This is a genomic window from Streptomyces sp. NPDC008125 (genome assembly GCF_042957125.1).
GTDB lineage: Bacteria > Actinomycetota > Actinomycetes > Streptomycetales > Streptomycetaceae > Streptomyces.
Map to the genome: position 1 here is coordinate 152,643 of NZ_JBIBHR010000014.1, position 22,921 is coordinate 175,563.

Genomic DNA, 22,921 nt, shown 5'->3' on the forward strand with positions numbered 1-22,921 from the left:
AAGGACGGCGAGGGCAGGGAGGACGGGAACGGCCCGCGCGACGCCCCGGAGTGCCGTCGCGCGGGCCGGCCGCCGGCTCCTCGGGGGCGGCGCGTCATCCCCCGTAGGTGTCGCGGGACCTCGCTCAGCCGAGCCGCAGGCTCTCCGGCGGGCCGAGATAGACCGGGCGCAGGCCGCCGGTGTCGACCACCAGCTTCTGGACCACCACGGTCGGGTCGATCATCCAGAACTTCAGCACGTGCTCTCCCGGCCGGGTGATGACGTGCTCGGTGGCTGTGCGGTTGACGTTGTCGGAGGTGGCGCGCGCCCACTGCACGTTCATGGTGCCGTCGTCCCCGCCGGTGACCGCCGTGACGTTCACCGTGGTCGGCACCTCGTCGTCGAAGGAGACCGCGTACTTCAGGCCGTCGCCCGGGAGCGGGTTGTTCCTCGGCGAGAGGTACGCCCAGACGGTGACCGGCCCGGTGGTGAAGAGGCTCAGCGTGTACTCGAGCCGGGGCCCCCGGCCCGCCGACTGGCGGGCCGCCGTCACCGGGAAGGGCTCCATGCCGCCCGCCGTACGGCCGACGTCGGGCAGGCGGCGCCAGCCGGCCGACCCGCTGCCGACCGCGCGGCTGTAGTGCTCGGCCTCCATCGACACGTACCCGCCGGCCTCCACGAACCCCTTGAGGCCCGACTTCGGCGTCCTGGGCCGGTCGACGACGGCGGTCACGACGACGCTCGCCCCGCCGGGGCCGCTCACCGTCACCGGTATCCGGGTGACGCCCTGCGGCGCGCGCTTCCAGTCGACGCGCAGGGTGACCCGGGTCTGCGTGGTGACCCGCCCGCGCGGCCGGTCCACCACCAGCCAGGACTTCCCGGTGGTGATCCGGTAGTCGAACGGCTCCTGCCCCCGGTTGAAGACGTCGAGGTACGGGTCGGGGCCGTTGCCGTACGGGGAGAACACCGGCAGCACCGCCTCGCCCGTGCCGCCGCCCGGCCACCAGTCCTCGCTGCCCTCGACGGCCACGCCCATCCCGGCCGCCCGGGGCAGCTCGATGCGCTTCACCGCCGGGTAGATCTCGTCGGCGAGCGCCACGTTGTTCAACTCGGGCTGTTGCCAGGGCGCGTTGGGCCCGTAGCGGTCGACGTCTCCGTACCCGATGTGCGGCTGGGTCTGGAAGCCGTCCCACTTGCCGCCCGCCACCCGGGTGTTGAACTTCTTCGCCAGGGCGAAGTCGTCCGCGAGGCGGGCCTCGGCCCGCGCGGCCAGCTCGTTGGTCAGGGCCCGGCCCTGGTCCGCGTAGAAGAGGTTGGTGAACTGCGCCTCGCGCAGCTCGTAGAGGTTGGCGGTGGCCTCGACCTCGTACCCGACGAGCTCGAACCAGGCGTCCTGCGAGGAGGCGGGCAGGCGCGTGCCGACCTCGCGTGCCTTCGCCGCGAGGGCCCGCCAGCGTCCGGTGACCCACTCCAGTTCACGGTGGTCCACGATGCTGAACGGGGTCGCCCTGTCGTCGTAGACGATCGCCGAGGCGTCGGTGGCCGGGTTCTTGGTGGGGTCCAGGGTGATGCGCCGGTTGAGCAGCTCCGGCTTGCGGATCTGCTGGAGGTGCGCGTACTCGGAGAGCACCTCGGCGATCCGATCGGCCTGCTTCTCGCCGAAGTGCTGACGGGCGTAACCGACTTCCCACTCCGGGAGGCTGTCGAGGTCCCAGCGAGCCGGGCTCCAGGCGTACTCCATGAAGAACTGCGTGGAGAGCTCGTTGCCCTTGAGGTCACCGACGTTGGTGACCCACAGGTTCCGGTTGCCGTAGGTGTAGGACTGGTTGAGCTGGTCCCACATGTTGGGCAGCGACGTGGTGTCCACCCACTTGTAGTTGCGGCCGACGCCCACGTAGTCGAAGTGGTAGTAGAGGCCGTAGCCGCCGGCGCGGTCGTCGGTGGCGAGCTGGGGCAGCTTGCGGATGTTGCCCCAGTTGTCGTCGGTGAGCACCACGGTCACGTCGTCGGGGACGCGCAGACCCCGGTCCCAGTAGCGCTGCACCTCCTTGTAGAGGGTCCACACCTGCGGGACGGACTTCTCGTCGCCGGTGACGTCGGCGATGATGGCGCGCTGGCTCGCGATGATCTCGCTCATCAGCTCGATGCCGTCGCCGTCCGGCAGGCTGGTGTCGCCGTTGCCGCGCATGCCGAGGGTGACCACGCCCTCGAAGCCCTGCTCCTTCATGCGCCGGATGCCGTCGGCCCAGTACGCCTTCAGCGCATCGGAGTTGCGCCGGAACGACCACTCGCCGGTACCGCCGTAGGGGTCGTGGCCGGGGGTGGTGATGGTGCCCGAGCTGTCGCGCACGGCGGCCACCGCGTGCCGGTTCCACTCCTCGATGCCGCGCATCATGGGGGCCTCGTGCGAGGTGCCCATGACGATCCCGTACGCCGTCGCGGTGGCGTGGTTCAGCGGGTCGTCCTCGGCGAAGGCCCGGCCCCAGACCGCCGGCCAGAGGTAGTTGGCCTTGAGGCGGAGCAGCACCTCGAAGATCCGGGCGTAGAAGTCGGCATTGAGCCCGCCCTCGAACCCGGCCGCCTTGCCGGGGCCGAAGAACTTGGGCGCCCAGGTACCGAGCGAGGGGTTCTCGTCGTTGATGAAGATGCCGCGGTACTTCACCGAGGGAGTGCCCTGGGTGTGGCGGCCGGGACGGACGTGGATCTGGTCGCGGTGCTCCGGCACCACGTCGTCCCACCAGTACCAGGGGGAGACCCCGATGCCCCGGGAGACGTCGTACGCGCCGAAGATCGTGCCGCGCTGGTCGCTGCCGGCGATCACGAACGCCCGGTCCACGCCGGGCATCGGCCGCTCGACGACCGCCTGCAGGGACGTCTCCCACTTGCCCGCGATCCCGCTCACGTCGAGCTTGCCCGCGTCCACGAGCGCGTCGATCAGCGGACTGCGCCCGATGGTGCCGACGATCGCGATCTCCCGTTGCCCGGCCCCCGCCTTCCGCACCACGGCCGGGCGCACCCCGGTGACCCGCTCGATGTCGGACTGCAGGTCGCCGACGGCCCGGATGACACCCGCGTAGTCCGCGCCGCTGACGACGAGAGGGACCGCACGGCCCGACTTCACCAGGGTGAACCCGCCGGACACCGGGGTGAACGAGAGGTAGGCACCGGGGTCGGTGGCCCGGCCCGCCGAGCCCCGCACCCCGCCCGCGGACCGCGTCCCACCGGCACCCGGGGCGCCGAGGGGCGCCGCCAGGGCGGGCGTCGCACCGCCGAGCGGGAGAAGCGGGGACGCCAGAGCGCTCAGGCCGAGTCCGAGGGCGAGGACGGACCTGCGGCCGACGCGGCCCGGAGCGGGCGCGTCCATGGCATCGGAGAGATGGGGGTCCCTCTGCGAGCCCGGAATCTGCGGGCCCGGAATCTGTGATTCCACGAATGACCTCCGATAAAAGTTTCGAGAAAAGAGTCGCCACCACGGACATGAGGAAGAGCGCGCAGGTCAGAGCCTCGAACAGCGGGAGCCTGGGCAACGGGCACCAGGATTTCACCGCTCACCGATCTCTCCCTTATCAAGCCAAGGCGCCCGAATACGAGGAATTCCGACATCGAGCCGCCCGAGCGTCCCGCGCCGGATCGAAACATTTCGAATATGTCCCCGCAATTTTCTGGAAACCTAAAGCCCGCCTTTTCCAGCGGTCAATCCCCCTGCACCAACCGATTCCGGAAAGGGCGGCACGGAAGCGGCCCGGACCACCGGGGGCGGGGCGGGGTGCCCAGAGTCACCCTCAATCCCGTTGCCTTCTTCGAACGCTTGTACGAACATGACTCCATGGCCCCCACCGACCGGCAGATCGCCACCCTGGCCCTGGCCCACGCGCTGAACGCCGCGGAGCGGGGGCTCCCCGTCATCCCGCTCACCGCCGCCCGGCTCCCCGCACTGCCGTCGGCGCACCGGGGCAGCACCGCGCGCACCGCCTGTACCGGCCTGTGCGGGCGGCCCGGTCACGGGGTGCACGACGCGACCACCGACCCGGCGGCCGTCCGCGCCCTCTTCGCCGCGGCCCCGCACGCCGCCGGGTACGGCATCGCCTGCGGCCAGGGCCCGCACCGCCTGATCGGCATCGATCTGGACGCGGAGGACGGACCCGGCCCGGCCGCCCGTACGGAAGCGGGCGCGGGCTCGGCCACCGGTACGGGGGCACGGTCGGCCGGGGCGCTGCGCCAGCTCGCCCTCCAGCACCTCTTCGCGATCCCGCCGACCCTCACCGTGCTCACCCCGGGCGGCGGCCGGCACCTCTGGCTGACCGTGCCTCCCGAGGTCGCGGTGGCCGGCTCGTCGAGCCGCCTCGCCCCCGGCGTCGACGTCCGGGGCACCGGCGGCTACCTCGTCGGACCGGGCTCGGTCACCCCGCACGGCACCTACCGCCTCGCCCCCGGCACCGCGCACCTCCCGCCGGCCCCCTGCCCGCGCACCCTGCTGCGCCTGCTGACGCCCCCGGCCCGCCGGTCACGCGGAGCGGGAAACCCGGCTGGAGCCCGTACGCCGCGCGGCCCCGAACCCGGCGAAGGGCTGGTCCACTTCGTGCTCGCCGCCCGCTCGGGCCAGCGCAACACCCGGCTGTTCTGGGCCGCCTGCCGCGCGTACGAACACGGTCTCGGCGACGCCCTCGCCCCCGCCCTCGCCGAGGCGGCCGTAAGCGCCGGCCTCCCCGCCCACGAGGCCCGTGCCACCCTCGCCTCCGCCGCCCGGCTGGCGGCGGGCCGCTCCGAGGCCGCCTGAGGCCCTGAGGCCGCCGGAGACCGCCGGAGATCGCAGGAGACCGCCGGAGACCGCCGGAGGCCGGTCGAGCGGGGAGAGTAGGGTTCTTTCCGGTCTCCGCAGCCCGCAGGACCGGTGGACGCGAACCGCGTCCCGTACACCCCGCCCCGCCCCGCAGAGATCGGCCTCCCATGTCCGCCGCAGCGCCCACCGCCCGGGGGCACGGTGACATCAGGACGGCGGACCGCACCCCACGCCGGTTCCCCGCCGGCTCCGGCCGGTACGCCCTCCTCGCCGTCGCCCTCTTCCTCTGCGTACGGGCGCTCGGCCTCGCCGCCCTGGCCGTACGCGCCGCTTCGACGGGCAAGAGCCCGCGCGTGCTGCTGTCGGAGCGCTGGGACTCCCTCTGGTACGCCCGGGTCGCCGAACACGGCTACGCCTTCACCCTGAACGCGCCGGACGGCCGCTCCCTGTCGAGTACGGCCTTCTTCCCTCTGCTCCCCTGGCTGGAGCGGTCCGTCCACGCGGTGAGCGGCCTGAGCCTGCCCGCCGCCGGACTGCTGGTCTCCGCCCTCGCCTCCGTCCTCGCGGCCTGGGGGATCTTCCTCGTGGTGCGCCACGCCCACGGCGACCGGGCCGGGGTCGTCTGCGTGGTGCTGTGGGCGGCCGTGCCGGTCGGCATCGTCCAGTCGATGGCGTACAGCGAGGCCCTCTTCACCGCCCTCGCGGCCTGGGGGCTCCTGTGCGTGCTGCGCGAGAAGTGGGTGAGCGCGGGCGTCCTGGCGAGCCTCGCGGGCCTGACCCGCCCGGTCGGACTCGCCGTCACGGCAGCCCTGTTCCTGGCCGTATGGCTCCACCACCGCAGCGGGACCGGCACTGCGGCCCCGGCCCGTACGCGAGCCGTTCTCGGCTGCCTGATCGCCCCGGCGGGCGCCGCCGCGTACATCCTCTGGGTGGGCGTCCGGCGCGGACACCTGCTGGGCTACCTCGACGTACAGAGCGAGTGGGGCAACGGCTTCGACGGCGGCTGGGCCTTCGCCCGCTTCCTGACCGGCGGCTCCGCCGCACTCGCCGTGATCGCCCTCGCCGCCCTGCTGCTCCTGGCGTACTGGCCCCACCACATCGGCGCGCGGCAGCTGCAACCCCCGCCGCTGATCGCCTACTCGGCGCTCGTCACCGTGCTCGCCGTCGGCGCCTCGGGCTACTTCGGTTCCAAACCCCGCCTGCTGCTCCCCGCGTTCCCCCTGCTGATCCCCCTCGCCGTCGTCCTCACCAGGCGCCGCCCCGCCCTCACCCGGACCGTCCTCGCCGCCCTGACCCTCGGCTCGGCGGTGTACGGGGCGTACTGGCTCACGGGATCGGGGCCGCCGTAGCCACGTGGCGGCGTGGAGCTGTCCGTACGGGACCGGAGAGGCGGAGCCGGCCGGAATCGCGGCGTCCGGCTCAGAAGGTCCTCAAGACTTCCCGCTTCGGTTCCCCCGAGCACGGGCGGGATGCGACGTTCGTCTTCCACGCCCGACGGCACACGGCCGCCCGGCGGACGACTGCCCACCGGCAGCAGAGGAGACCGACATGCTGGCAACACTGCGTCCCGGCGAAGTGATCGTCATCGTCCTCACCTTCGTCGTCCTCGCGGGCATCGGGGCACTCACCCTCCGCCGGCTCGGAGGCCGCAAGCGGTAGATAACCTCCTGAACTCGGCGGGTGCACGCGGGTGCACGGTCACGACTCCGCCCTCACGTACGGGGAATCACGAGCGCCACCGGACTCCTCCTGCCCACCGTCGCCGCCGCGCTCCTGGCCTCGGTCAGCGCCTGCAGCGCCTCCTCCGCGCCGGACGCCCCGGCGACGCGAGCGGACAGGGGCGTCCGGTGGACGACCCGGCCTCGTGGAAGGTCCGCGGCTCCCAGCCGGGCCCGAACCAGCCGGCCGGCGACGGTCCGGTGGCCTTCGGCGTGGTCACGTTCTCGGAGAGCTGCCCGAACACGACGCCGTAGCCACGAGGAGGCCGGCCGGTGTGAGACGGAATCCATGCAGAAGGGGCGCCCCTGGTGAGGAGCGCCCCTTCTGCTCGGCACGTTCGCCGAATCGCGCGGTGGGTGTGGGATTTGAACCCACGGTGACATCGCTGCCACGACGGTTTTCAAGACCGTTCCCTTAGGCCGCTCGGGCAACCCACCCCGGTCCCCGGAGCGACGGGGTCGCCGCCGGGGAACGGCCTACAGCCTAGCCGGTCAGCTGTCGCCCTTGCGCTCGCCCAGGGTGAGTTCGACGGTGGACTCCTTGCCGTCGCGCTCGTACGTCAGCGTGACCCGGTCGCCCGGCTTGTGGGTCCAGATCTCGCCGATGAGGGTCGGGCCGCTGTCGACGGGGGTGTCGTTGAACTTGGTGATGACGTCGCCCGCCTTCAGGCCCGCCTTGGCGGCGGGACCGCCCTCGGAGACGGCGGAGGTGCTGCCGGAGCCCTGGTCGGAGATGACCGCGCCCTCACCGTTCTCCGACATGGTGACCGTCGCGCCGATGACCGGGTAGACGGGCTGGCCGGTCTTGATGAGCTGCTCGGCGACGTTCTTCGCCTGGTTGATCGGGATGGCGAACCCGAGGCCGATGGAGCCGGCCTGGGTCTGGCCCGACGAGCTGCCGGTCGACTGGATGGCGGAGTTGATGCCGATGACCGCGCCGGTGGCGTCGAGCAGCGGGCCGCCGGAGTTGCCCGGGTTGATCGAGGCGTCGGTCTGCAGGGCGCTCATGTAGGAGCTGCTGCTGGAGGCGGAACCGTCGCTGGAGGCCACCGGGCGGTTCTTCGCGCTGATAATGCCCGTGGTGACCGTGTTCGACAGGCCGAAGGGGGCACCGATCGCGATCGTCGAGTCGCCGACCGCCACGTTGTCGGAGTTGCCGAGGGCCAACGGGTTCAGACCGGACGGGGCGTTCTTCAGCTTGATGACGGCGACGTCGTAGCCCTCGGCGCGGCCGACCACCTCGGCTTCGTACTTCTTGCCGTTGGAGAAGGTCGCGGTGAGCTTGCCGCTCTCCGCCGCGGAGGCCACCACGTGGTTGTTCGTGAGGATGTGGCCCTCCTTGTCGTAGATGAAGCCGGTGCCCGTGCCGCCCTCTCCGTCGCCGTTCTGGGCGTCGATCGTGACCACGCTGGGCAGGGACTTGGCGGCCACGCCCGCCACGGTGCCGTCGGCGCGCTTGAGCGCCTTGGGGGTGTCGGCGGCGCTGATCGTCGTCGAACCGGAGGAGCCGCCGTCGTTGCTGTCGGCGGCCCAGAAGCCGAGTGCGCCGCCGATGCCGCCGGCGACGAGCGCCGTCGCGGCGACCAGGGCGACGAGCCCGCCCGCCCGGCGCTTGCCGGGGCCCTTGGGAGCCTGCTCGGCGGAGGCACCCCAGACCTCGCCGCCATGACCGCCGTGACCGCCGTCGCCGCCGGCGGCGTACGCCGGGACGGCCGGCGGGGCCGGGGGCGGCCACGAACCGGCGGGCGCGGCGGTGTGCGGCGCGGGGTACGCCGGGGCGGCCTGCGGCGCCGGGTAGGCGGGCGGAGGCGTGTGCGGCGCCGGGGCGTGCGGCGGGAGGGGCTGCGTCGCGTCGGCCGCCGGAGCGTGCGCGGGCGCCTGCGGCTGCTCCTGAGCCGCGGCGTGCCCGACCGGGGCGGGAGGGGTGCCGTACGGTCCGGCGGGCTCGGCCGACGGGGAGGTGTCGTCGGCCCGGCCGTCCGCGTACGGCGGTTCCTGGGACTGCTCGGCGGGCTCGGACGGCCCCTGCGGCGCCGGAGCCGCGTCGTCCTGATGCGCCGCCGCCGGTGCCGCGGGCGCCGGAGGTACCTCCCGGCGGGGGTCCTCAGGAGCGGCGGCCGGCACGGGAGGTACTGACGGAGCGGGCGGTACGGCGGGGACCGCGGCGCCCTCGTGGCCCTCGTTCTCGGTGCTCACAGCTCTTTACTCCTCGGTTCCACTCGGCGTTCGGCAAGAGATCCGCTCTGCAGTGTCTGGGCCCAAGCTTTGCCCAGAACACGTCAGGCCACTGTAAACAGGACCTGTGCATCCGCACGCCAATCTTTACATCAGACAAATCGGCGCTCCTGGCACAAGGAACGCACAGCCGTCGCGTCGCGGTGACACCATGACGCGGTGACCGAAGCGCACCAGCCCTCCAGCCCGTCATCCATCCAGGTCGTGGCCCATCGAGGGGCCTCCGACGACGCCCCCGAACACACCCTGGCCGCGTACCGGAAAGCCATCGAGGACGGCGCGGACGCGCTGGAGTGCGATGTCCGGCTCACCGCCGACGGACAGCTCGTCTGCGTGCACGACCGGCGGGTCAACCGCACCTCCAACGGGCGGGGCGCGGTCTCCGCACTCGAACTCTCGGAGCTCGCCGCGCTCGACTTCGGCTCCTGGAAGGACCGCGAGGAGTCCCCCGACTGGGACCCGGTGCCCGGCGAGCTCACCTCCGTCCTCACCCTGGAACGCCTGCTGGACCTGGTCACCCAGGTACGGGCGGCGGGACGGCCGCTCCAGCTCGCCATCGAGACCAAGCACCCGACCCGGTGGGCCGGGCAGGTCGAGGAGCGGCTGCTGCGCCTGCTCAAGGAGTTCGGCCTCGACGCCCCGCCGGCCGAAGGCCCCTCGCCGGTCCGCGTCATGAGCTTCTCCGCCCGGTCCCTGCACCGGGTCCGCACCGCGGCCCCCACCCTGCCCACCGTCTACCTGATGCAGTTCCTCACCCCCCGCCTGCGGGACGGGCGGCTGCCCGTCGGCACGCGGATCGCCGGGCCGGGGATGCGGATCGTACGCAACCACCCCGACTACGTCCGCCGGTTGCACCGCGCCGGGCACCAGGTGCACGTCTGGACCGTGAACGAGCCGGATGACGTGGCCCTCTGCGCCGAACTGGGGGTCGAGGCAATCATCACCAATCGGCCGAAACAGGTACTTTCACTGCTCGAACGGCCGTAAGGAGCGTCGCCGCAGCGCCGTCACCCCTCTTCCCGGACCGGTCACAGGGAGTGCACCGGCGCGTGCGATGCGTGCAGCCCCGTTACGAGTGCGTCACCGGAGATGCTCCGACCGGTTTCCGGCGCAGCTCAGAAGGGCATCCCATTCGTGGCGTGGGGCAAAGGAGGTCTCGGGGGTGACGTTGGTGGTGGCACAAGAAGTGCCCACGTCGTCGAGCATGGCCGTTCCTCACGGTCCTGCGGGCGTGAGGCAGGCGCGGCACCGGATGCGCGCGCAACTACGGGACAACGGGGTCTCGGACACGGTCGTCGACGACGCGGTCCTGATCCTTTCCGAACTCCTCAGCAACGCCTGCCGGCACGGCAGGCCGCTGGGACAGCACGTGGACGTCGGTGACGGCGACGTCCGCGCCGCGTGGCACGTGGACCGCCGGGGCGGCCTGACCGTGGAGGTCACGGACGGAGGCGGGCCGACGCGGCCCATCCCCTCCACCCCCTCGGTGACGGCCCGGGGCGGACGCGGGCTGAACATCATCAGTGCCCTTTCCGAGAAGTGGGGCGTCAGGGACGACGCCCCGGGCGAGGTCACGGTCTGGGCGCTGGTGGCGGCGGAGGAACGGTTCGACGGGCTGGAAGGCCTGGACGGTCTCGCCGGGTTCCGGGCGCTGCCGGGATTCGACGGTTTCGACGGCCTGGACCTCGACGGGCTGACGGCCTAGGAGCCGCACAGCGGGTCCGCACAGCGGGTCCGTACAACGGGTCGTACAAGGGGTCCGTACAGCGGGTCCGTACAGCGGGTCCGTACAAGGGGTCCGTACAGCGGGTCCGTACGACAGTTCCGTACGGAACGTGCCGGGCGCAGCCCCGGCGGCAGAGCCGGACGACGGGGTCCGGTACCGGAGCGACGCGCCGTGATCCCCACCGCGACGGGCGGGGCGGCGCGAGGCGGCGCCGGGGGCGCGGTCGGCGGTCGGGTCGGAAGCGGGCGAGGCACTAGGCTCGCGCCTCAGACAGCACCGTCGCAACCGGGAGAATGCCGACCATGGCCAAGAAGCGCCCTCAGACGACCAAGGCCGCGAAGCCGCAGGTGAAGGACGGGGAGATCCCCGTCGTCGGGGCCCGTGAGCCCTGCCCCTGCGGTTCGGGACGCCGGTACAAGGCGTGTCACGGACGCACCGCCGCGCACGCGGTGACCGAGCTGGTCCAGCGCCCGTTCGAGGGGCTGCCCGGGGAGTGCGACTGGGTCGCGCTGCGCGAACTGGTGCCCGCCGCGACGGTCCCGCTGACGCTGAAGGACGGGCTGCCCGAGGGCGTCCCGTCCGTCACGCTGGCGACCGTGCTGCCGATGGCCTGGCCGGCGCTGCGCCGCGACGACGGCTCCATCCTGCTCGCCCTGCAGAACGACACCTCGTCCGGCGACCTGAGCCGCGGTCTGGCCGACGCCCTCCAGCAGGCGCTGGAGGCCGCGCCCGGCACGCCGATCGCCGCCCGCAGGGTCGCCGCGGACGGTCCGCGCCTGCAGGACCTGCTCGACGCCGACGCGCCCTTCGAGCCCGTCGTCCACTCCGGCTTCGAGTTCTGGGTGCCGGACGCGGAGAACGCCACGGCCGAGGTGACCGCTTCCCTGGAGCGCGCCAACGACGCCGCGATCCCGACCTCGCTGCTCTCCTCCGTAGACGCCGCGTACTGGTGCGAGACCCCGGAGAAGAACCACCTGCGCTGGGTCATGCCGCACCCCGAGGAGAAGCTCCTCGACGCGCTCGCCCGGCTGCACGCCGCCGGCACCTCCTCGCTCGGCGAGGGGACGCGGCTGGTCGGTTCGTTCCGTGCGCACGGTCTCGTCGTCCCGGTGTGGGACCTGCCGAGCGCCATGACCGCCGAGGAGTGCGAGAAGCCGGCGGCCGAGTTCGCCGGGCGGCTCTCCGAGGCGCTGGCTTCCGACGCCCCGCTGACCGCCGAGGAGCGCAGGGCGCGCGGCGGGCTCACCAACCGCCAAGTGACGCTCAGCTGACAGTGACGGAGAGCGGGTCCGATCGGTGACTCGCGTCACAACAGGACGTGCCGACGAGTAAATCCCCGCCCTCATAGGCGAGATCGAATTTGCGAACGGCAGATCTCTTGTTACGGTTCTGAAAGCCCGGTCGCTGGTGCATCCCCCGTCGCCAGCGATCGGGCGCCTCAATTCCGGGTACGGCCCGGCCCGCGGCGAAGCCGTGAGCGGCCCGCCTCCCCCTCGACGACGGGCCCGATCCCCCCTCGCACCCACCGCCCGGCCTTCCCGTACGACGGCCGCCCGGCGCCGCGCGCCACCGCGGCCCCTGAGGTGATGACGCCTCAACCCGCCTCGTGCGCCGGGTGCTTGCCACCCGCACCCCTGCCCGCGTCCCGTCGCGCCCCGTCTCCCCGCCGCCGCGCGTGCCCCGCCCCCGCAGCGGACGGCGGCTCACCCCGGCTACCGCGTACGGCAGTTGTGGTCCAGCTGTGCGCCGCCTGTGGACTCCGGAGCACCCGGCCCTTCCGGGCAGCGCGCAGAAAACGGATACGGACGGAAGTCCGACGCCGCATTCCTTATTCGAAAGATATCCAGGAACGGTCGGGGAAGGCATTCCAGAAAGGCGGTCAGGTTCGACATTCGTTCATTGATTCGCACGCGCCTCACTCCGCCCCTTACCGCTCCTGGATGCCCCGTGAATCCGTCCACGAAGGTCTGCGGGAATGCACCTGCGCGATGCTCTGCGTGACGCTCTGCGCAGGGGGCGGCCAGAACTCTCCCATCGGGTACGTCGCGACATGGCCGGATCGCCCGGATTCACATCCCGTACGCGGACGACGCGCGACCGCCCCCGGACGCCCGCCCTTCAGTAGGCGAGCCGGCTCCCGCCGCCCGGCGCCCCCGTACTGGCCTCCACGAGCGCGTCCAGGACCGTCCCGACGTCCGGCAGCCAGGGCGCGGCGCGCTTCGTCAGCGGGCGCCGCTCCCACCGCACCGGACCGTCACCCTTCCCCTCGGGCGGCACCACCAGGTAGCCGCCCTCCCCGTGGAAGCGCAGCGAACTCGGCACCCACGCCTGGGCGTGCAGCAGCTCGCCCAGGCGCTCCAGGGTGTACGGGCGGACCAGCAGCGCCCACCGGGTCGGCGTCGCGATCACCGGCCCGAGCCGCAGGCCCCGCGCGTCCAGCACCGCGAGTGCCTGCGCGCCGCTCGCCGCCGGCAGACTCACCGCGCACGGTGCCCGGCCGCCGGTGGCCAGCAGCACCGGCGCCGCGGTGCGGCCGGTCCACCACCAGCGCACCATCCGGGCGTCCGTGGTGGCCGCGAGCAGTCCGGGATCGAAGGGGTGTGCGCCGGGTACCACGCACTCGGGGTCGGGGCAGGCGCAGCCGCTCCGGACCGCGGACAGCCCCACTCCGGGGAGGACCGGCCACTGCCAGCCGATGGCGCAGGTCAGCGCCGCGTCGAGCCGGGCGGTGCCGTCCCCGCGCCGGAACAGTTTCCCGCGTCGCCTTCCGGGGATCTCGCGCATGAGCGCTCGTTCCTTTCCGTTGAACGCCGAGGTCCACGTCACCGCCCGCGCATCGCGCTGCTTCGCGTCGGCGACTCTGACTGTGCGTAAAACACTGCGTAAACCACTGCGCATGTCACTGCATGGATCAATGCGTACATCGCTGCCGCGTGCATCACCGTGCGTGCTCATCGGGCCGCTTCACGGACGCCTGGGGCGCCGGACGGAGCCGGGCCGAGCGCGATGGAGCGAAGACGGGTCGAACCGGACCGAGCCTGAGTCGAACGGCCTTACGGAGTCGAGCTGTCGAGAGCCGGGCCACGTCGTGCGGCGCCCCGGCCGCGGCGGTACGAGGAAGCGGTACCCCTCGCACGTGCCGCCCGAGCGAGGTTTCGCTGCTCCTGGGCGGGGCGTCACGGACAAGGACGCCCACTCCCGCCGCCGGGTTCCGGGGCGGACCCGACTGCTCCGCGCTCCTAGGACTACGTACCCCGCACGACCGGAATGACGCTCCACCCCGCACAACACCCCGGAGGGCACCGCCCGTCGAACTCGACCAGTCGACCGCAAATGCCAGTCGCCTGCCCCATTTTTCGGCCAAGTTAAGTATCGCGTGGACACCAGGAGCCCCGCAAGGACAATGCTGGACATCGCCTTACTTGTACGTGTACATGTGGATGCCTTGATAGTGGCGCAGAATGACAGGGGGGTTTGCGATGCTATTCGACGGAACTCGCCGGTCGGAAAGCCGGAGGCCATGAGCGCCCGACACCTGCCAAAAGTGGCTGGAATCAATCCAACAGTTCCGGTTTCAACGCACACTCCGGAGCCACTGACCAGCGTGCCGCCCGCACCGGGCGCCTTCCTCCAGGACCGGTTGGCCGGATGGGTCTCGGATCTCACCACCCTCCACGAGCTAACCGAGCGCCTCGCCGCGACGCACACGCTCGACGGCGCGCTCCCGGAGATGCTGAGCGCCGGAGCCGCTCTCGTCGGGGCGCGCCGCGGCCTCCTGGTCCTCGAACCGGCCGACGGCCGCGGCCCGCGCACCACCATCGGCCTGGGGCTCGGCCACGCCGACCTCGGCACCCTCGAAACCGTCCCGCGCGGCGCCACCCCGCAGGGCAGGATCCTCGACGGGCCGCCCGCCACCGCGGCCCCGGTGAGCAGCCCGGACCTCTTCGCCGAAGCGGACCTCGACCCCCGGCACCGCGAGGTCGCCGGGCGACTCGGCTACGCCGCCAGCTATGCCCTCCCCTTCGCCGCCCGGTCCGGTGCCCTGCTCGGCGCGGCCGTCTGGTTCTACGACGAGCCGGCCGAACCCCTGGAGCGACAGCGGCACCTGGCCGGGCTGTACGGGCGGTACGCCGCCGAGCACGTGGCCCGCCTCCTCGAACTCGAACGCGCCCGGTCCGACCTGGCGGCCGTCGCCGAGGAACTCCTGCCGAGCCGGCTCCCCCGCGTCCCCGGCGTGCGGCTGGCCGCCCGCCACCACCCCGCACCGGACGGCGGCGGCGACTGGTACGACGCCCTGCCGCTCCCGGACGGCGCGCTCGGCCTCTCGGTGGGCTCCGCCGACGGCTCCGGCCCCGGCGCGATGGCCACCATGGGACGGCTCCGCTCGGGGCTGCGCGCGTACGCCGTCATGGAGGGCGAGGACCCCGTCGCCGTCCTCTCCGACCTGGAACTGCTGCTGCGGCTCACCGAGCCCGCCCGCACCGCGACCGCGCTCTTCGCCTACTGCGAGCCGGCGCTGCGCCGGATCGTGCTGGCCGGTGCCGGGCACGCCCCGCCGCTCGTGGTCGGCGACCGGCGCACCGAGTTCGTCGAGACCACCGTCTCCGCCCCGCTCGGCATGCTCGCCTGCTGGGAGGCGCCGAGCGTGGAATTCACCCCTGAGTCGGGGGAAACCGTTCTTCTCTACACCGACGGACTGCTGCGCCGCACCGGCGACTCGACGGACCGGGCGTTCTCACGGCTGCACGCCGCCGCCGCCGGGGTGCCCCGGACCGCCCGCCGCGACCCGGAGGCGGTCGCCGACCACGTACTGCGCACCCTGCTGCCCGGGAACGGGAACATCCCCGCGGACCGCACCGACGACGTGGTCCTCCTCGCGGTGCGCTTCGACTGACCGCCCGGCCCGCCGTCCCTGCGGACGCTTCCCGGAGCCACTCCCTCCGCTTTTGGCATCCGCGCAGATCAGCCGCGCTTTCCGGGCTCCGCGCGAGGCACACGCCTCCCCGTTCGGTAAGAGGCCCTTCGCCCCTGGGCCCCCTTCCGTACGCCCGTACGATGGTGGTGCCCAGTGTCGTAGCAAGGAGAGACGAACCGTGTCCGACGAGCGCACCCCGGAGACCCCGGAAATCGAAGCGACCGAAGCGGCCGAAGAGAACGAGCCGATCAAGACCCGGAAGAACGGCCTGTACCCGGCCGTCTCCGACGAGCTCGCCGACAACATGAAGTCGGGCTGGGCCGACACCGAGCTGCACGGCCTCGCGCCGCTGCCGCAGGCCGCCCACACCGCCGACCGCCGCGCCGCGCTCTCCGCGCGCTTCCCGGGCGAGCGCCTCGTCGTCCCCGCGGGCAACCTGAAGACCCGCGCCAACGACACGGAGTACGCGTTCCGCGCCTCCTCCGAGTACGCCTACCTCACCGGCGACCAGACGCACGACGGCGTCCTCGTCCTGGAGCCGAAGTCCGGCGGCGGCCACGACGCGACCGTCTACCTGCTGCCGCGCTCCGACCGCGAGAACGGCGAGTTCTGGCTCGACGGCCAGGGCGAGCTGTGGGTCGGCCGCCGCCACTCCCTCACCGAGGCCGAGCAGGTGCTGGGCATCCCGGCGAAGGACGTCCGCGAGCTCACCGCCGCGCTGAAGGAGGCCACCGGCCCGGTCCGCGCCGTCCGGGGCTACGACGCCGGCATCGAGGCGGCCCTGACCGACAAGGTCACCGCCGAGCGCGACGAGGAACTGCGGGTGTACCTCTCCGAGGCGCGCCTGGTGAAGGACGCCTTCGAGATCGCCGAGCTCCAGAAGGCGTGCGACATCACCGCGCGCGGCTTCGAGGACGTCGTGAAGGTGCTCGACAAGGCCGAGGCGACGAGCGAGCGCTACATCGAGGGCACGTTCTTCCTGCGCGCCCGCGTCGAGGGCAACGACATCGGCTACGGCTCCATCTGCGCCGCCGGCCCGCACGCCACCACGCTGCACTGGGTCCGCAACGACGGCGCCGTCCGCGCCGGCGAGCTGCTGCTGCTCGACGCCGGCGTGGAGACCAACGACCTCTACACCGCCGACGTGACGCGGACCCTGCCGGTCAACGGGACGTTCTCGCCGCTCCAGCGGAAGATCTACGACGCGGTGTACGCGGCGCAGGAGGCGGGCATCGCCGCCGTGAAGCCCGGCGCCGACTTCCGCGACTTCCACGACGCCGCGCAGCGTGTGCTCGCCGAGCACCTCGTCGCGTGGGGCCTGCTCGGCGACCTCACCGTCGAGAAGGTCCTGGAGCTGGGGCTCCAGCGCCGCTGGACCCTGCACGGCACCGGCCACATGCTCGGCATGGACGTCCACGACTGCGCCGCCGCGCGCACCGAGACGTACGTCAACGGCACGCTGGAGCCGGGCATGTGCCTGACGGTGGAGCCCGGTCTGTACTTCCAGGCCGACGACCTGACGGTGCCGGAGGAGTACCGCGGCATCGGCGTCCGGATCGAGGACGACATCCTCGTCACCGAGGACGGCAACCGGAACCTCTCCGACAAGCTGCCGCGCAGCTCCGGCGAGGTCGAGACCTGGATCGCCGGTCTCAAGGGCTGACGCCCGCCGCACGGAAACCGCGCCGGGGGCGCGCCGCTCAGGAAACCATGAGCAGCGCGCCCTCGCGCCATTTCAGGATCTTGTCGAAACTCACCACGGTCCCGCGTCCCGGCCGGTTGCCGATGTGGACGTGGTCGGCGAGCTGTTCGATGAGTCCCAGGCCACGGCCGCTCTCGGCCACGTCCCAGGGGTCGGTGGCGCAGTCCGGCTTCGCCGCCGGTGCGCCACGGGTATCGGAAGGATGTGCTGCGGGGCGAAGGGTTCGCCGGCTGGGAAAGCCCGGTCCGGAGTCCGCTACCTCGATACGGCACGTCTCGCCGTCCAGATACGCGGTGACCCGGTACTGACCACAGGCGCCCGCGTACCGGTCCTTACCGGCCCGGCCGGAGGCGGTGCCCCCGTGGTCGCCCTGGTCGGCGGCACCGTCCCCGCCGTGTTCGACGGCGTTGGCACAGGCCTCGGTGAGCGCCACCGACAGGTCGTAGGAGATGTCCGGATCCACTCCCGCCGTCTCCATGCTGCCGAGGAGAAATCGACGGGCGAGCGGAACGCTCGCGGCTTCGCGCCGCAAATGGAGTGACCACCACATGCTCATGCTCCAGCCTCCTGGCTGCGGCTCGACATACCGATACGTATTGCCGTGGAGAGCACCCCGTAAGCACGGTTCTGCCGTGATGGCCCTCATTCGGCGGACGCGAATATTCCGCTTGCCGGTGTATGTCCGGACCCGAGAGCCCGGGGCACCTCTGTCACCAGCTACAACGACCGTCACACCCGTCACGTTCTGCACCCCCCGCAACAGTTCCGCTTCCCGTACAACGTGCCCCGAACCGTACGGATGATGACCTTCCGGACCTGCCGCCCCACGGACGGGGGCTCAGTGCGATGATGGCTCGGCCATGTCTACGCCTGACGCACGGTCCGTCACACGCGCCGGAGCCGGTCTGCGGCTCCTGAGGGCCTCGGTGTTCGCCGCGGTCTGCGTCGTGCTGTCCGCGGCGGGACATGCCATCGCCTCCGCCTCGGCCGTGCCCTGGTGGGCGTTGCTCTGCGGGTTCCTCCTCGTGCTGGCGGTGGTGACCCCGCTCGCCGGACGCGAACGCTCGCTGCTGTCGATCGCGGCGGTCCTGGCCGGCGGACAGCTCGCGCTGCACACGCTCTTCGGACTCGCCCACCCCATGACGGCCGCCGCCATGGGGACGGGCCCCGCCTCCGCGGCCCCGGCGTCCGGGGACGCGTCGCTCGTCCGGTTCGCCGCCTCGCTGGTCTGTGGGGACACCCCGGGCTCGATCAGCCTCGCCCAGGCCCACCGCATCGTCACGGACGCGGGCGTGGACCCGGCGGCCGTGACGGGCTCCCACGTCCACCTCGCGGCCTCCGCCGCGTCGGGTGGCGCGACGGGAATGCTGCCCGGCCTCCCCATGCTCCTCGGCCACCTGCTGGCCGCGCTCGTCACGGGGTGGCTGCTGCGCAGGGGCGAGATCGCGCTGTTCGCGGTGGCGCGGCTCTCCGCGCAGGGCGGCCGTGAACTCGCCGCCGCCGCACGGCTGCGCTCGCTGCGCGCCGCGCTCGCGCTCGTACGGGTGCTGAGCGCGGGGCTCCCGGGTGCCCCGACGGCCGGGCCGCGCCCGGCCCGAACCCCCGTGGACGCACCGGTCCCGGCCACCGGTGATCCACTCCAGCATCTGGTGATCAGGCGCGGGCCTCCCGCCGCGTACGCCCTCGCAGCCTGACGCGACATCCTCCCCCGCGCCGTACGCGGCGTGACGGCGGTGTCGCGATGCCGTCGCGCACCCGCGCGCCGGACCACCTTCCTGCGCTCCGTGGAGTGATCACTGCCATGAACGTTTCCCGTATCGCCGTCGCGGGCGGCATCGCCGCGACCACCGTTCTGCTGCTCGCCGGTCCCGCCTCCGCGCACGTCAGCGTGCAGCCCCAGGGCGAGGCGGCCAAGGGCGGTTACGCCACCATCAACTTCAAGGTCCCCAACGAGCGCGACAACGCCTCGACGGTGAAGCTCGAAGTCAACTTCCCCACGGACCACCCGCTCTCCTCGGTCAGCCCGCAGGCCGTGCCGGGGTGGAAGATCGACGTCACCAAGGCCACGCTCGCCAAGCCGCTCGACGTCCACGGCAAGAAGGTGACCGAGGCCGTCTCCAAGGTCACCTGGACCGCCGACGCCTCCGCCGCGATCAAGCCCGGGTACTTCCAGCAGTTCCCGCTCTCGGTGGGCCAGCTCCCCGACGACGCCGACCAGCTCGTCTTCAAGGCCCTCCAGACGTACAGCAACAAGGAGATCGTCCGCTGGATCGAGGAGACCCCGGCGAGCGGCGAAGAGCCCGAGAACCCGGCGCCGGTCCTGACCCTGACCGACGCCGCGGCGGACGCCCACGGCGCCGCCGCGTCCGACTCCGCCTCCTCGGACGACAAGAGCACCGGCACCGAAGCGGCCGGTCACACCACCGAGGCCGCGGAGGACTCCGGCTCGGCGAGCGACAGCACCGCCCGGGTCCTGGGCGTGGTCGGCATCGTCATCGGCATCGCGGGCGTCGCGTTCGGCGTGCTCGCCCGCCGTCGTACCGTCTGACCCGACCAGGCCGTGTTCTGAAAGTCCTTCGGAACACGACCCAGTCCTCACGTCCCGGCCGCGCCGGGACCGGGCCGGGTGCACACGCGCCCGTCCCGGTCCCGGAACGCCCCGGGCCACCCACCGCACCACAGACCAGGAACACATCCTTCATGCGCACCAAGAAACTGGCGTCGGCCGTGGCGTTCGCCGCGGCGGCGGCACTGGCCCTGACCGCCTGCGGCTCGAACGACGACTCCGCCGCCAAGCCGGTGGCCGACGTCTCCACGTCCCCCACCACCAAGGCCGCCACCGTCCTCGACCAGCCGTTCACCAAGCCGGACCTCGTCCTGACGGACACCCACGGCAAGACGTACGACCTCCGCAAGGAGACCAAGGGCAAGCCGACGCTCATCTACTACGGCTACACCAACTGCCCCGACGTCTGCCCGCTGACCATGAGCAACATCGCGCTCGCCAAGCGCGCGCTGCCCGCCGCCGAGCAGGCCGAGCTCAAGGTCGTCTTCATCACCACCGACCCCGAGCGGGACACCCCGGCCTCGCTGGGCTCCTGGCTCAAGGCCCAGGACCCCGACTTCATCGGCCTCACCGGTGATTTCAAGACCATCCAGGCGGGCGCCCGGTCGATGGGCATCGGCATCGACCCCGCGACGACGGAGAAGGACGGCACCGTCGTCTCCATGCACGGCGCCCAGGTCATGGCGTTCTCCCCGAAGACCGACGCCGGGTACGTCATCTACAGCGAGGACACCACCGCCGACGACTACACCGCGGACCTCCCCAAGCTCATCGAGGGGGCGAACCCGTGACAGGCCGGGCGGCCCTCGCCGGCGGACTGGCCCTCGTCACGGGCCTGACCCTCGCGGGATGCTCCGCCGGAAGCTCCCCCGAGCTGAAGGTCGTCGGGGCCTTCATGCCGCAGCCCGTCAGCGACATCGCGGCGGCGTTCCTCGTCGTGGAGAACAAGGGCGGGGCCACCGACCGGCTGACCTCCGTGACCAGCCCGATCTCCGACCACGTCACGATCCACGAGACCGAGGGACAGGCCATGCGGATGGTCTCGTCCTTCGAGGTACCCGCGCGCGGCGAACTGGACCTCGAACGCGGCGGCAGCCACATCATGTTCAGCGCACTCAAGCGGCAGCCGAAGCGGGGGCAGAAAATCTCCGTGGAACTGCACTTCGAGAAGACCGGCCCGATCACGGTCGAGCTTCCCGTCGAGGAGACGACCTACAACCCGGCGAAGCAGTGAGGGACTGATCCATGACAGCCACCGCCCCGCGCGCAGGTCGTGTCCGGCCTTTCCCGACAGGCCGGCCGCTCACCGCGTCCGCGCTCCTCGCCACGCTGATCGGCCTGCTCCTCGGCCTGATGCTGGCGGGCGCGTCGCCCGCGTCCGCGCACGCCGCCCTCACGGGAAGCGATCCGCAGGACGGGGCGGTGGTCGACGCCGCACCCCGGGACGTCACCCTCTCCTTCTCCGAGTCCGTCTCGCTCAGCGACGACGCGATCCGGGTGCTCGACCCGTCCGGCAAGCGGGCCGACACCGGCGCGCCCCGCGCGGTGGGCGACGGCAAGGCCGCGCGGTACGCCGTCACCCTCCACACCGGGCTCCCCGACGGCACCTACACGGTGGCCTGGCAGGCGGTCTCCGCCGACAGCCATCCGGTCTCGGGCGCCTTCACCTTCTCCATCGGAGCGCCGTCCACCACCACCGTCGCACTGCCCGCCCAGGCAGCGGGCGGCGGACTGGTGGGCACGCTCTACGGCATCGCGCGCTACGCCGCGTACGCCGGTTTCATCCTGCTCGCGGGCGGCTCCGCGTTCGTCCTCGGGTGCTGGCGGGGCGGCGCCTCGGCCCGCCCGCTGCAACGGCTCGTGCTCGCCGGCTGGCTCACCCTCACGGCGTCCACCCTGGTGATGCTGGTGCTGCGGTACCCGTACACCGGCAGCGGGAAGCTCTCCGACGCCTTCGACCTCTCCGGCCTCCAGGCGTCGCTGGACACCAAGCCGGGGGCCGCGCTGGTCTCCCGGCTGCTCCTGCTGGGAGCCTCCGCGCTCTTCGTCGCCGTGCTGTTCGGTACGTACCCGCGCCGCGAGGACGAGAAGGAGCGCAAGGACCTCACCTTCGGTCTCTCGCTCGGCGGCGCGGTCGTCGCCACCGGCATCGCGGGCACCTGGTCACTCGCCGAACACGCCTCCGTCGGTCTCCAGGCGGGCATCGCCATGCCGGTCGACATGGCGCATCTGCTGGCGGTCGCGGCCTGGCTGGGCGGTCTGGCGGCCCTGCTGACCGCCCTGTACCGCGTTCCGGACCTGCCCGCCGCAGCCGTACGCCGGTTCTCCCGGACGGCCTTCTGCAGCGTGGTGGTGCTCGCCGCGACGGGGCTCTACCAGTCCTGGCGTCAGGTCGGCTCCTGGTCCGCGCTGACCGGGACCGCCTACGGCCGGCTGCTGCTGGTCAAGGTCGGACTGGTCGCGGTTCTCGTGGGCGTCGCCTGGATCTCCCGGCGCTGGACCGGCCGGCTGACGGGCGGGGAGTCGGTGGCGGTGCCGGTGGCGGGGCCGGAACAGGCGGTGGCGGAACAGGCGGTACCGGAGCAGGCGGTGACAGTGGAGGCGGAAGCCGGCCTGGTGCCCGCCGTGGCCGCCGGGCCGGCCGCCGGTACGGACCCCGTCCCAGCTCCTGCCACGGATTCCGGCGCGGACCCCGTCACGCCCCCAGTGACGGGCCTCGTCCCGGATCCCGAGCGGGCCGCCCAACTGGCGCGCCAGCGGGCCGCGCTGACGGCGACGAAGGAGCGGAAGGCCCGCGACGCCGACCCCGGCCGCTCCGGGCTGCGCCGCTCGGTCCTCGTCGAGACCGGCATCGCCGTGATCCTGCTGGCCGTCACCACCATCCTCTCCTCGACCGAACCGGGCCGTACGGAGGAGGAGGCGGCACGCACCAGCACCGTCGCCGCCCCGGCGGTCGCCCAGCCGGTCACCGTGAGCCTGCCCTTCGACACCGGCGGCCCCGACGGCAAGGGCACGGTCCAGCTGGACATGGACCCCGGCCGGACCGGCTCCAACGACGTGCACCTGTGGATAGCGGACGACCAGGGCACGGCGCTGGACGTACCCGAGGTACGGATGGCGCTGACGCTGGAGGCGAAGGACATCGGCCCCCTACCGGTCGTCCCCGACCGGCTCGCCGAGGGCCACTGGGCCGCGAGCGGCGTACAGATCCCGATGGCGGGCGAGTGGAAGCTCGCGGTCACCGTCCGCACCTCGGACATCGACGAGACCACCGTCACCAAGAACGTGAAGATCGGCTGA

At 72.5% G+C, this 22,921-nt stretch carries 16 protein-coding genes and 1 tRNA gene; 12 read left to right on the top strand and 5 right to left on the bottom strand.

Annotation, left to right across the window (positions count from 1 at the left end; translation table 11 throughout):
• Positions 1–124: 124 nt before the first annotated feature.
• Entirely contained in the window at positions 125–3,343 is a 3,219-nt protein-coding gene (locus tag ACFZAX_RS23950) for a glycosyl hydrolase 115 family protein (protein WP_390964097.1), read from the bottom strand.
• A 462-nt stretch (positions 3,344–3,805) separates the two neighbouring features.
• Between ACFZAX_RS23950 and ACFZAX_RS23955 the strand changes: the two genes are divergently transcribed.
• Together ACFZAX_RS23955 and ACFZAX_RS23960 are read left to right on the top strand one after the other, a co-directional pair.
• Positions 3,806–4,756 (top strand): bifunctional DNA primase/polymerase, encoded by a 951-nt coding sequence (locus tag ACFZAX_RS23955; RefSeq protein WP_390964019.1) that lies wholly within the window; start codon positions 3,806–3,808, stop codon positions 4,754–4,756.
• Between the two features lie 170 nt (positions 4,757–4,926).
• A complete protein-coding gene (locus tag ACFZAX_RS23960) occupies positions 4,927–6,108 on the top strand; it encodes a glycosyltransferase family 39 protein (RefSeq protein ID WP_390964020.1) in 1,182 nt (393 codons plus the stop codon).
• Positions 6,109–6,828: 720 nt separating this feature from the next.
• Here the strand turns inward: ACFZAX_RS23960 and ACFZAX_RS23965 are convergent.
• Together ACFZAX_RS23965 and ACFZAX_RS23970 are read right to left on the bottom strand one after the other, a co-directional pair.
• Positions 6,829–6,915, bottom strand: a tRNA-Ser gene (locus ACFZAX_RS23965).
• Positions 6,916–6,969: 54 nt separating this feature from the next.
• Entirely contained in the window at positions 6,970–8,673 is a 1,704-nt protein-coding gene (locus tag ACFZAX_RS23970) for a trypsin-like peptidase domain-containing protein (RefSeq protein WP_390964021.1), read from the bottom strand.
• A gap of 198 nt (positions 8,674–8,871) precedes the next feature.
• Between ACFZAX_RS23970 and ACFZAX_RS23975 the strand changes: the two genes are divergently transcribed.
• The 3 genes from ACFZAX_RS23975 to ACFZAX_RS23985 all read left to right on the top strand — a co-directional run bounded on the left by ACFZAX_RS23975 (position 8,872) and on the right by ACFZAX_RS23985 (position 11,709).
• On the top strand, positions 8,872–9,699 hold the full coding sequence (locus tag ACFZAX_RS23975; RefSeq protein WP_390964022.1) for a glycerophosphodiester phosphodiesterase family protein: 828 nt from the start codon (positions 8,872–8,874) through the stop codon (positions 9,697–9,699).
• Between the two features lie 88 nt (positions 9,700–9,787).
• Complete coding sequence (locus ACFZAX_RS23980; RefSeq protein ID WP_390964023.1) at positions 9,788–10,417, top strand: ATP-binding protein; 630 nt, start codon at positions 9,788–9,790, stop codon at positions 10,415–10,417.
• A gap of 323 nt (positions 10,418–10,740) precedes the next feature.
• Positions 10,741–11,709 carry a DUF5926 family protein gene (locus tag ACFZAX_RS23985; protein WP_390964024.1) on the top strand — a complete coding sequence of 323 codons (969 nt, stop codon included), beginning with the start codon at positions 10,741–10,743 and terminating at the stop codon, positions 11,707–11,709.
• 847 nt (positions 11,710–12,556) lie between these two features.
• Here the strand turns inward: ACFZAX_RS23985 and ACFZAX_RS23990 are convergent.
• Positions 12,557–13,222, bottom strand: coding sequence for a bifunctional DNA primase/polymerase (locus tag ACFZAX_RS23990; protein WP_390964025.1), 666 nt, complete (start codon positions 13,220–13,222; stop codon positions 12,557–12,559).
• A 619-nt stretch (positions 13,223–13,841) separates the two neighbouring features.
• Here ACFZAX_RS23990 and ACFZAX_RS23995 point away from each other — a divergent pair.
• Positions 13,842–15,332: a SpoIIE family protein phosphatase gene (locus ACFZAX_RS23995; RefSeq protein WP_390964026.1), complete on the top strand. Its 1,491-nt coding sequence runs from the start codon at positions 13,842–13,844 to the stop codon at positions 15,330–15,332.
• A gap of 199 nt (positions 15,333–15,531) precedes the next feature.
• Positions 15,532–17,016 (top strand): aminopeptidase P N-terminal domain-containing protein, encoded by a 1,485-nt coding sequence (locus tag ACFZAX_RS24000; protein WP_390964027.1) that lies wholly within the window; start codon positions 15,532–15,534, stop codon positions 17,014–17,016.
• 37 nt (positions 17,017–17,053) lie between these two features.
• Here the strand turns inward: ACFZAX_RS24000 and ACFZAX_RS24005 are convergent, their stop codons facing one another.
• The gene (locus tag ACFZAX_RS24005; RefSeq protein WP_390964028.1) at positions 17,054–17,611 is read right to left on the bottom strand and encodes an ATP-binding protein; all 558 of its coding nucleotides are present in this window, start codon (positions 17,609–17,611) and stop codon (positions 17,054–17,056) included.
• Positions 17,612–17,915: 304 nt separating this feature from the next.
• Between ACFZAX_RS24005 and ACFZAX_RS24010 the strand changes: the two genes are divergently transcribed.
• The 5 genes from ACFZAX_RS24010 (at position 17,916) to ACFZAX_RS24030 (ending at position 22,921) form a co-directional block, all read left to right on the top strand.
• Positions 17,916–18,749 (top strand): hypothetical protein, encoded by an 834-nt coding sequence (locus ACFZAX_RS24010; RefSeq protein ID WP_390964029.1) that lies wholly within the window; start codon positions 17,916–17,918, stop codon positions 18,747–18,749.
• Positions 18,750–18,856: 107 nt separating this feature from the next.
• Entirely contained in the window at positions 18,857–19,603 is a 747-nt protein-coding gene (locus ACFZAX_RS24015; protein WP_390964030.1) for a DUF1775 domain-containing protein, read from the top strand.
• 152 nt (positions 19,604–19,755) lie between these two features.
• Positions 19,756–20,412 (top strand): SCO family protein, encoded by a 657-nt coding sequence (locus ACFZAX_RS24020; RefSeq protein WP_390964031.1) that lies wholly within the window; start codon positions 19,756–19,758, stop codon positions 20,410–20,412.
• Positions 20,409–20,855, top strand: coding sequence for a copper chaperone PCu(A)C (locus tag ACFZAX_RS24025; RefSeq protein ID WP_390964033.1), 447 nt, complete (start codon positions 20,409–20,411; stop codon positions 20,853–20,855). Before ACFZAX_RS24020 ends, ACFZAX_RS24025 begins: the two co-directional genes overlap by 4 nt.
• An 11-nt stretch (positions 20,856–20,866) precedes the next feature.
• Positions 20,867–22,921 carry a copper resistance protein CopC gene (locus ACFZAX_RS24030; protein ID WP_390964034.1) on the top strand — a complete coding sequence of 685 codons (2,055 nt, stop codon included), beginning with the start codon at positions 20,867–20,869 and terminating at the stop codon, positions 22,919–22,921.

Coding starts and splice junctions, on each gene's coding strand:
- ACFZAX_RS24020 (WP_390964031.1), top strand. CDS start 19,756: ATGCGCACCAAGAAACTGGCGTCGGCCGTGGCGTTCGCCGCGGCGGCG.
- ACFZAX_RS23995 (WP_390964026.1), top strand. CDS start 13,842: ATGCTGGACATCGCCTTACTTGTACGTGTACATGTGGATGCCTTGATA.
- ACFZAX_RS24010 (WP_390964029.1), top strand. CDS start 17,916: ATGTCTACGCCTGACGCACGGTCCGTCACACGCGCCGGAGCCGGTCTG.
- ACFZAX_RS23985 (WP_390964024.1), top strand. CDS start 10,741: ATGGCCAAGAAGCGCCCTCAGACGACCAAGGCCGCGAAGCCGCAGGTG.
- ACFZAX_RS23990 (WP_390964025.1), bottom strand. CDS start 13,222: ATGCGCGAGATCCCCGGAAGGCGACGCGGGAAACTGTTCCGGCGCGGG.
- ACFZAX_RS24015 (WP_390964030.1), top strand. CDS start 18,857: ATGAACGTTTCCCGTATCGCCGTCGCGGGCGGCATCGCCGCGACCACC.
- ACFZAX_RS23960 (WP_390964020.1), top strand. CDS start 4,927: ATGTCCGCCGCAGCGCCCACCGCCCGGGGGCACGGTGACATCAGGACG.
- ACFZAX_RS23955 (WP_390964019.1), top strand. CDS start 3,806: ATGGCCCCCACCGACCGGCAGATCGCCACCCTGGCCCTGGCCCACGCG.
- ACFZAX_RS23950 (WP_390964097.1), bottom strand. CDS start 3,343: ATGGACGCGCCCGCTCCGGGCCGCGTCGGCCGCAGGTCCGTCCTCGCC.
- ACFZAX_RS24005 (WP_390964028.1), bottom strand. CDS start 17,611: ATGAGCATGTGGTGGTCACTCCATTTGCGGCGCGAAGCCGCGAGCGTT.
- ACFZAX_RS24030 (WP_390964034.1), top strand. CDS start 20,867: ATGACAGCCACCGCCCCGCGCGCAGGTCGTGTCCGGCCTTTCCCGACA.